General features: G+C 71.7%; 4 protein-coding genes and 1 pseudogene. 3 read left to right on the top strand and 2 right to left on the bottom strand.

Going from position 1 to position 8,980, the window contains the following annotated elements:
* Positions 1 to 481, bottom strand: a pseudogene (locus LUU90_RS23515) (hypothetical protein); the annotation flags it as partial.
* Between the two features lie 202 nt (positions 482 to 683).
* Positions 684 to 1,964 (bottom strand): phosphopyruvate hydratase, encoded by a 1,281-nt coding sequence (gene eno / locus LUU90_RS23510; protein ID WP_275006387.1) that lies wholly within the window; start codon positions 1,962 to 1,964, stop codon positions 684 to 686.
* Between the two features lie 333 nt (positions 1,965 to 2,297).
* On the opposite strand from eno, the gene LUU90_RS23505 reads away from it, so the two are divergent.
* The 3 genes from LUU90_RS23505 to LUU90_RS23495 all read left to right on the top strand — a co-directional run bounded on the left by LUU90_RS23505 (position 2,298) and on the right by LUU90_RS23495 (position 8,875).
* Complete coding sequence (locus LUU90_RS23505) at positions 2,298 to 3,833, top strand: ABC transporter permease (RefSeq protein ID WP_275006386.1); 1,536 nt, start codon at positions 2,298 to 2,300, stop codon at positions 3,831 to 3,833.
* A 36-nt stretch (positions 3,834 to 3,869) separates the two neighbouring features.
* The gene (locus tag LUU90_RS23500; RefSeq protein ID WP_275006385.1) at positions 3,870 to 4,544 is read left to right on the top strand and encodes an ABC transporter ATP-binding protein; all 675 of its coding nucleotides are present in this window, start codon (positions 3,870 to 3,872) and stop codon (positions 4,542 to 4,544) included.
* 278 nt (positions 4,545 to 4,822) lie between these two features.
* Positions 4,823 to 8,875, top strand: a complete 4,053-nt coding sequence (locus LUU90_RS23495; protein ID WP_275006384.1) for an endo-1,4-beta-xylanase — start codon at positions 4,823 to 4,825, stop codon at positions 8,873 to 8,875.
* The last annotated feature ends 105 nt before the right edge of the window (positions 8,876 to 8,980 follow it).

Here is an 8,980-nt window from a genome sequence, read left to right as displayed (position 1 = left end):
CGGTCCTGGGGGCAGCCGTGCCGGGGCGCGCGGCGGACCGGGCCGGGGCGCTCCGCGGCGCGGCCGTGCGGCGGCCCGCGGACGACGGCGCCGCGGGCTTGCGGCCGGCGGACGCGCCGGAGGCCGACCGCGGTGTCGCCCTGGTCCGCGGTGAGCCGGCTGCCCGGGGCGACGACCCGCCCGGCTTCCTGACGGCGCCCTGCGTTGTCGTGCTCTTGCTCGTCGTGTTCTTGCCCGCCGAGCTCTTGCCCGTCGTTCCCTTGCCCGCTGTCCCCCTGCTCGTCGCCCCCCGGGGCGTGGCGCCCTTGGCTGTCGAACCGGACGGCTTCTTCGGCGCGGACTTGCCGGTGGGCCCGGGAGTCGCCCCCTTGGTCTTCTTCGCGCCCGCAGCACCCGACGCCGCGCGCGGGGTCGATGACGGGCGCGCGCCCGAGCCGCGCGCCGCACCCGAGGGTCGCGCCGGGCGACGTGAGGAAGGCATGGGTCGATTGTGCCGATTCGCCAGGCCTTTGTACCGGCATTACCTCCGGCGCGCCGTGTGTCAAAGCAAAGGTCCGCCCCGACCAAGCCCTCCGGCACGCGTCTCGGACGAGACACATGCCGGGTCGCTTGGTCGAAGCGGACTCCTCAGAGCCGCCTGGTGAGCGGGCTCGACCAGTCGGCCTCTGTCAGCTCTGTCGGGCTCAGCCCTGGAAGCGCGGGAAAGCCGACCGACCGGCGTACGTGCCGGCCTCGTCGAGCGCCTCTTCGATGCGCAGCAGCTGGTTGTACTTGGCGATGCGCTCGCCACGGGCGGGGGCACCGGTCTTGATCTGGCCCGCGTTGGTCGCGACGGACAGGTCCGCGATGGTGGTGTCCTCGGTCTCGCCGGAGCGGTGCGAGGTCATCGTGGTGAAGCCGTTGCGCTGGGCCAGCGTCACGGCGTCCAGCGTCTCGGTGAGCGTGCCGATCTGGTTGAGCTTCACCAGCAGCGAGTTCGCCGACTTCTCGGAGATGCCGCGGGCGAGACGCTCGGGGTTGGTGACGAACAGGTCGTCACCCACGATCTGCACCTTGTCGCCGACCTTGCTCATGAGCCCGGCCCAGGCGCCCCACTCGTCCTCGGACAGCGGGTCCTCGATCGAGACCAGCGGGTAGTCGGCCACGAGCTGCTCGTAGTACGCGATCATCTCGTCCGAGGTCTTCTTGCCGCCCTCGAACGCGTACACGCCGTCGGAGAAGAACTCCGTGGCGGCGACGTCGAGCGCGAGCGCGACGTCCTTGCCCGGCGTCAGGCCGGCCCGCTCGATGGCGACGAGGATCAGGTCGAGCGCCTCACGGTTGCTGCCGAGGTTCGGCGCGAAGCCGCCCTCGTCGCCCAGACCGGTGGCCAGGCCCTTCTCCTTCAGCACGGACTTGAGGGAGTGGTACACCTCGGTGCCGGTGCGCAGCGCCTCACGGAACGTCGGGGCGCCGATCGGGGCGACCATGAACTCCTGGACGTCCACGTTCGAGTCCGCGTGGGACCCGCCGTTCAGGATGTTCATCATCGGCACGGGCAGCACGTGGGCGTTCGGGCCGCCCACGTAGCGGAACAGGTCCAGGCCGGCGCTCTTGGCGGCAGCCTTCGCGACGGCGAGCGACACGCCCAGGATCGCGTTCGCGCCCAGCTTGCCCTTGTTCGGGGTGCCGTCCAGGTCGAGGAGCGCCTGGTCGATGATGCGCTGCTCCTCGGCGTCGTACCCGACGAGCTCGGGGGCGATCACGTCGTTGACGGCCGCGACCGCCTTCTCGACGCCCTTGCCCAGGTAACGGCCCTTGTCGCCGTCACGCAGCTCGACGGCCTCGAACGCGCCGGTCGATGCGCCGGACGGGACCGCCGCACGGGCGAAGGTGTCGTCGTCCAGGACGATCTCCACCTCCACGGTGGGGTTGCCGCGCGAGTCGAGGATCTCGCGTGCTCCAACGGCTTCGATGCTAGCCACGGGGTCTCCTTCTAAGGATGTTGCTCGGAGGTTACGGCCTCAGCCTAGGACGTCCCGCGACGAGGCGGGCAACCGTCCACGGTCCGCCCGCCCCGGACGGCCAGGGCGTGGGACGACGCCGTACGCCTGCGGTTCACAGGGTCACCGCAGGTTGACGACAGGCTCACCACAGCAGGCCCACCTAGCGTCCGGATGGTCCGGCGCGGACCGCCCCGTGAGGCGATCGCCCCGCCCCTCACCCGTTCCCCGGGGCGCGGCGCTACGGCCCGCGAGACGGTCCGCGCACGGACACCAACGTCCCGTATGCCCCATCCCGACCCCAGGCAGGAACCCATGTTCTTCACCTATCTGCGCAGAGAGCTGCGCAACAGACGCAAGCAGACCGTCGTGGTGGCGATCGGTCTCGCGGTAGCTATCGCGCTGGTCATCGTCGTCAACGCGGTATCGACCGGCGTCAAGGACGCCCAGTCCGAGGTACTCGCGTCCGTCTACGGCGTCGGGACCGACATCACCGTCGACCAGCCCAGCGAGGGACCGGTCGCGGCCGGTAGCAGTCCGGGCCGTTTCGACTTCGACGAGGGAGAGGGTGAGGCGAACGAGGACGGCACGCGCGACCTCTCGGACGACCGCCTCAGCACGGCGATGGGTACTGCGCCGTTCGACGCCTCCGCCCTGGAGACGGTCGCCGGGCTGGACCACGTGTCCGGCGTCGCCGCGTCGCTCGACCTGGAGAACATGTCCTTCTCCGGCGAGATGCCGGACCTGGCGGCCATGGAGGAGAGCGGCGCCGGCGACGTCACCTTGCGGATGGGACAGGACGGCACCGGCGACGGCTCGGCGGGCGGCTCGTCCTTCGAGATCAACCGGTTCACGGTCACGGGCGTGGACCCCGACGCCGCCGCCGTCGGACCGCTGACCACTGCCGAGGTCGCCGACGGCCGGACGCTGGAGGCCGACGACAAGAACGTCGCCGTGCTCGATGCCACCTACGCCGAGCAGCAGGAGCTCGCCGTCGGCGACACGATCACGGTGGGCGGCAAGGACCTGGAGATCGTGGGCACCGTCTCGTCCACGACGGGTGACGGCGTCGCGACTGCGTCCGACGCCTACCTCCCGCTCGCCACGGCCCAGACCCTCGCGGACCTCGCGGACCAGGTCACCGACGTCTACGTACAGGTGGACTCGGCCGAGAACGTCGACGCGGTGGCCGCCGCCATCGAGAGCGAATTGCCCGACGCGTCGGTGAGCACCCAGTCCGACCTCGCCGAGGGCGTCACCGGATCCCTCTCCACCGCGTCCGACCTGGTCGGCACGCTCGGCACCTGGCTGAGCGCGATCGTGCTCGCGGCCGCCTTCGGCCTCGCGATCCTGTTCACCGTCTCCGGCGTGAACCGCCGGACGCGCGAGCTGGGCACGCTCAAGGCGATCGGCTGGAGCCGGAACCGGGTGGTGGGGCAGGTGGCCGGCGAGTCCGTGGTGCAGGGCCTCATCGGCGGAGCTGCGGGCCTCGCGCTCGGCGTGCTGGCCGTGTGGGCGGTGAACCTGGCGGGCATCACGCTCAGCGGCGCATCCGGCGGTCTCACCATGGGCGGGGCGAGCGAAATGATGCGCGCCGGCCCCGCCGGCACCGTCCAGGGCGGCGGCACCGCACCGGACGGCGGCGGGGGCGGTGCGTTCGGCGAACGCCCCGACGCGTTCGCCGGCGCCGCGGGCGACGCGGTCGACATCGTGCTGCAAGCGCCCGTGAGCCTGTGGATCGTCCTGGCGGCCATCGGGCTGGCCGTGCTGGGCGGGCTGCTCGCCGGTGTCGTCGGCGGGCGGCGGGCGGCGAAGCTGCGCCCCGCCGAGGCCCTCCGTTCCCTCGCGTGAGCCCGACCGAGCCCCGACCCGAGAAGAGGTAGACCCATGTACCAGATCGACGACCTGACCAAGACGTACCGCCAGGGCAAGCGCGAGGTACGCGCGCTCAAGAACGTGTCCCTGACGATCGGCGACGGCGAGCTCGTGGCCGTCCAGGGGCCGACGGGTGGCGGCAAGTCCACCCTGCTGCAGATGCTGGGCGGGCTGGACCGTCCGACGTCGGGCACGGTGAAGCTCGACGGCAAGGATCTCGCCGCCATGAGCGATACCCAGCTCACCGCCGCGCGTGCCGAGACCATCGGCTTCGTGTTCCAGAACTTCAACCTCATCCCCACGCTCACCGCGCTGGAGAACGTGGAGACGGCGCTCGTGCCCTCGAAGATCGCGCGGCAGAGCCGGACGGCGCGCGCCCTCGCCGCGCTGGACTCGGTGGGTCTCGGCGACCGGGGTGATCACCTGCCGGGTGAGCTGTCGGGCGGACAGCAGCAGCGCGTCGCCATCGCGCGTGCGCTCGTGAAGAACCCGAAGGTGCTGCTGGCGGACGAGCCCACCGGCAACCTCGACGAGGAGACCCGCGACGAGATCGTGGACCTCATCGAGGGCCTGTGGAAGGAGCAGGGCCTGACGATCGTGCTGGTCACGCACGACTCGGTGGTCGCGGCCCGGACGCCCCGCCGGCTGCGCATCGCGAAGGGAGCGATGAAGGAACTCCCGGCCTGAGCCGCACCCCGGCGTCTACCCAGTGATTGGGCCCGAAGTCCGTACGAGTTCGGGCCCAACCGCTGGGTAGACGCCGGGCCTTTCGTCGGCGTCCAGCGGCGCCTCTCGACTGCGGCGCCACCGCTGGCTACGCTGCCCCTACGACCGCCGCAGCACCGTCGCTCCGGCGTTCGCCCCCATCGGAGACACGCGCAAGGGAGCGCAGCATGCCGCGTCGAAATCGTTTCACCCCGGTAGACCCACCAAAGCGAAATCGTTTCACAGCCGCTGGCCTCGCAGTGCTCGTCGCTGCCGGAGCCCTCGGGGCGGCGCCCGCGAGCGCCGCCGGCGCCAGCACGACGCCGGCCACTACAGTCACAGCCACCGCCCGCACCACGGCCGACACGGTCGTCACCTCCGTCGACTTCGAGGACGGCACCACCGGCACCTGGACACCCAGCGGCGGCGCGGGTCTCGAGGTCGTACCCGACCCCGGCCCCGACGGCACGGGCAAGGTCCTCGCCATCACCCGAGCGGCCGACTACGAGGGCCTCCAGTCCCCCACCGGGATCTTCCAGCCCGGCTCCACCTACACCTTCAGCATGCGCGCCCGCCTCGCCGAGGGCGCCGACCCCGGCCAGCCCGCGCCCGCCAGCTCGGGTGTCCGGTTCGTCATGAAGCCGACCTACACCTGGGTCGGCAACACGACCATCGGCTCGGACTGGACCACCGTCACCGGCACGTACACGGCCGACGGCGACCCTGCCGAGCTGCAGGCCTACCTCGGCAGCGCCGACCAGGACGCGCCCTACACGATCCTCGTGGACGACATCATGGTGACCACCTCTGACCCCGTCGCGCCGGGCGACGTCGTCCCGGGCGGCGCGATCAACCCCGTACCGACCCCCGCCTACGCGGCGGGAGGCAGCGGCGACGTCTCGGCCCTGACCTTCGACGACGGTCCCAACCCCGGCACGACACCCGCCCTGCTCGACTTCCTCGCGGAGCACGACATCAAGGCGGTGTTCTGCGTGATCGGCCAGAACATCCAGGCCGACGGCGGGGCCGCGCTCCTTCGCCGGATCGTCGCGGACGGCCACGTGCTGTGCAACCACTCGACGGGCTACGCCGACATGGGCTCCTGGTCCGAGGAGCGGGTGCGCGCGGACCTGGTCGCGAACATGGGCATCATCCGCGACGCGCTCGGCAACCCGAACCAGAAGATCCCCTTCTGGCGCGCCCCGAACGGTTCGTGGGGCGTCACCCCCGGCGTCGCCGTCGAGCTGGGCATGCAGCCGCTCGCGGTCCGGAACACGATCGCCGACTGGGAGACGCAGGACGTCGACACCCTGACCGGCAACCTGCGCGCCGCGATGGTGCCGGGCGAGCTCGTCCTGGCCCATGACGGCGGCGGTGACCGGTCGGGCACCCTCGCCGCGGTCCGGACGGTCGTCACCGAGCGGCTGGCGGACGGCTGGGAGTTCGTGCTCCCCCAGGGCACTCCCCCGGCGTCGGGCCCGGTGATCAGCACCGACTTCGAGGACGGCACGCTCGGCGGCTGGGAGCCGCGCAACGGCACCGAGGCCTCGGACTTCATCCTCGCGGTCACCGACTCCGACGCCCACGACTCCACCCGCTCGGCGGCGCTCACCGGCCGCGATGCCACGGGCGACGGCATCGGCCGCGACGTCACCGGCGTGCTGCGCGCGGGCGTCACGTACGACGTCTCGGCCTGGGTCCGCTTTCCCGAGGGCCAGGCGACCGGCGACATCTGGCTGAGCCTGGCGACCGCCACCGACGGCGCCCAGACCTTCGCGACGCTCGGCCAGTTCGACGGCATCACCAGCACCGGCTGGACCCAGGTGACCTCCACCTTCACCATGCCGGCCCACGACAGCGCCCTGCTGTACTTCGAGACCGCCTACAACGGCGGGAACACCAGCGACTGGCTCGTCGACGACATCGTGGTCTCGGTCCCCGAGCCGCCGCTGATCGAGGACCTGACCGGGATCAAGGAGACGACCGACTTCCCCGTGGGCGTCGCGATCGACAGCCGCGAGACGTCGGGCGCCGCCGCCCAGCTCCTGGACCGCCACTTCGGCCAGATCACCCCCGAGAACCACATGAAGCCAGAGGCCTGGTACGACACCGACGGCACGTTCCGCCGGCATCCCGAGGCGACGGCGCTCATGGACTTCGCCCAGGCGAACGACCTGCGTGTCTACGGTCATGTGCTGGCCTGGCACAGCCAGACGCCCGACTGGTTCTTCCAGGACGACGCCGGCGAGCCGCTGCCCGCCGACGAGACGGGCAAGGAGATCCTCCGCGAGCGCCTGCGCGAGCACGTGTTCGCCATCGCGGAGGACCTCAGCGCCGACTACGGGCCCTTCGGCTCGGACACCAACCCGCTGGTCGCGTTCGACGTGGTCAACGAGGTCGTGTCCGACGGCGGCGAGAACCCGGACGGCCTGCGCCGCAGCGAGTGGTTCCGGGTCCTGGGCGAGGAGTACATCGACCTGGCGTTCCGGTACGCGGACGAGGCGTTCAACGAGACGTACGCCGCGCCGCCGTCGGCCGGTGCGGACCGGCCGGTGACCCTGTTCATCAACGACTACAACACGGAGCAGGGCGGCAAGCAGGACCGGTACCGCGCGCTGGTGGAGCGGCTGCTGGAACGCGGGGTTCCGGTGGACGGTGTCGGGCACCAGTTCCACGTGTCGCTCGCGATGCCGGTGAGCGCCCTGGAGGGAGCGATCGAGCGGTTCGCGGACCTGCCGGTGACGCAGGCGGTCACCGAGCTCGACGTCACGACGGGCACGCCGGTGAGCCAGGCCCGGCTGATCGACCAGGGGTACTACTTCCGGGACGCGTTCGACGTGTTCCGCACCCACGCCGAGCACCTGTTCTGCGTGACGGCGTGGGGCCTGACCGACGGCCGGTCGTGGCGGGTCGACAGCGGCGCGCCGCTGATCTTCGACGACCGGTACCAGGCCAAGCCCGCCTACTACGGTGCGGTCGGGGCGGAGCTCCCCGCGCGTCTGCGCACCGCGAACGTGTTCGCGGGTGACGTGCCGCTGGACGGGACCGCCACGGCGTCCCCGGAGTGGGACCGGCTGCCGAGGCACACGTTCGCCGCGCCGGACGGCGGCGAGGCCGCGTTCCAGCTGCGCTGGGCGTCCGACCACCTGACGGCGTTCGTCTCCGTGGACGACGCCGAGGCCATCCCCGGCGACGCCGTCACGCTCGTGCTCGGTGGCACGGAGGCCGGTCCTGACGCGGAGTACGTGGTCGGCCGCGACGGTTCCGTGACCGGCGACGGCGCGGATGCCGTGGTGACGGAGCGGGAGGGGGGCTACGACGTCGTCGTGCACCTGCCCGGGGCCCTCGAAGAGGGCGGCACTGTCACCTTCGACGCCCAGGTGACCAGCGGCGACGCGTCGACGGCGTGGAACTCGCCGGGTGCTCTCGGCACACTGACGCTGATCGAGGAGCTGTCGTACCTGGAGGTCCCGCGGGCCACCGCGGCACCGGTGATCGACGGCGACGTCGACGACGTGTGGGCCACGGCCGGCGAGGTGTCCACCACCAAGGAGGTGGAAGGCTCGGGCGGCGCGGTGGCAGAAGTCAGCACGTTGTGGCGGGACGGCACGCTGTACGTCCTGGCGGACGTCGCCGACCCCGCCGTCGACGTCTCCGGCTCCGACCCGTGGATCCAGGACTCCGTGGAGATCTACGTGGACGGCGGCAACGCGAAGAACGGTGGCTACCGGGCCGACGACACACAGATCCGCATCTCGGCCGAGAACGCCGTGTCGTTCGGGACCGGTGACGAGGCGGCGCAGCGCGCTCGCGTGGCGACCGCCACCACCCGGACCGACGGCGGGTACCGGGTCGAGGCATCGGTCGACCTGCTGTCCTACGGCGGGCTCGGCACGTTCCACGGCCTGGACTTCCAGGTCAACGACGCGACGGACGGCGCACGGACCGCCGTCCGGAACTGGGCGGACCCGACCGGGACCGGCTACCAGTCCACCGCCCGCTGGGGCGTGGGCCTGCTCGTGGCCGACGCCGGGCTGGTCAGCCTCACCCCGCCGCTGGTGACGGGCAAGGCAGTGAAGGGCAAGGTCCTCACGGCCGAACCGGGCACGTGGTCGCAGGAGGCGACGTACACGTACCGGTGGCTCCGGGACGGCGAGCCGGTCCACGGCGGCGGCAAGTCGTCCGGCGACGGCACGACCTACAAGGTGAAGCCGTGGGACGTCGGGCACGCGCTTTCCGTGCAGGTCACGGCCCGGGCCGCGGACGGCGCGACGGCGTCCGCGACGAGTGATCCGGTGACTGTGCGGCGCTGAGCCAGGGGCCGGAGTTGTTGCTGTCCCGAAAGGTTGAAACAGAAACAACTCCGGCCTCCACCCGGTCCGGACCTGGTTCCTCCTGCCCCAGGGAGGAAGGGGCCC

Source organism: Promicromonospora iranensis (genome assembly GCF_028994775.1).
Lineage (GTDB): Bacteria > Actinomycetota > Actinomycetes > Actinomycetales > Cellulomonadaceae > Promicromonospora > Promicromonospora iranensis_A.
Note: the sequence above shows the minus strand (reverse complement) of the source record. Positions and strands in the feature narration are given on the sequence as shown.

What these genes read in the sequence shown, in the direction of transcription:
- LUU90_RS23500 (WP_275006385.1), top strand. Translation starts at nt 3,870, where the DNA reads ATGTACCAGATCGACGACCTGACCAAGACGTACCGCCAGGGCAAGCGC.
- LUU90_RS23505 (WP_275006386.1), top strand. Translation starts at nt 2,298, where the DNA reads ATGTTCTTCACCTATCTGCGCAGAGAGCTGCGCAACAGACGCAAGCAG.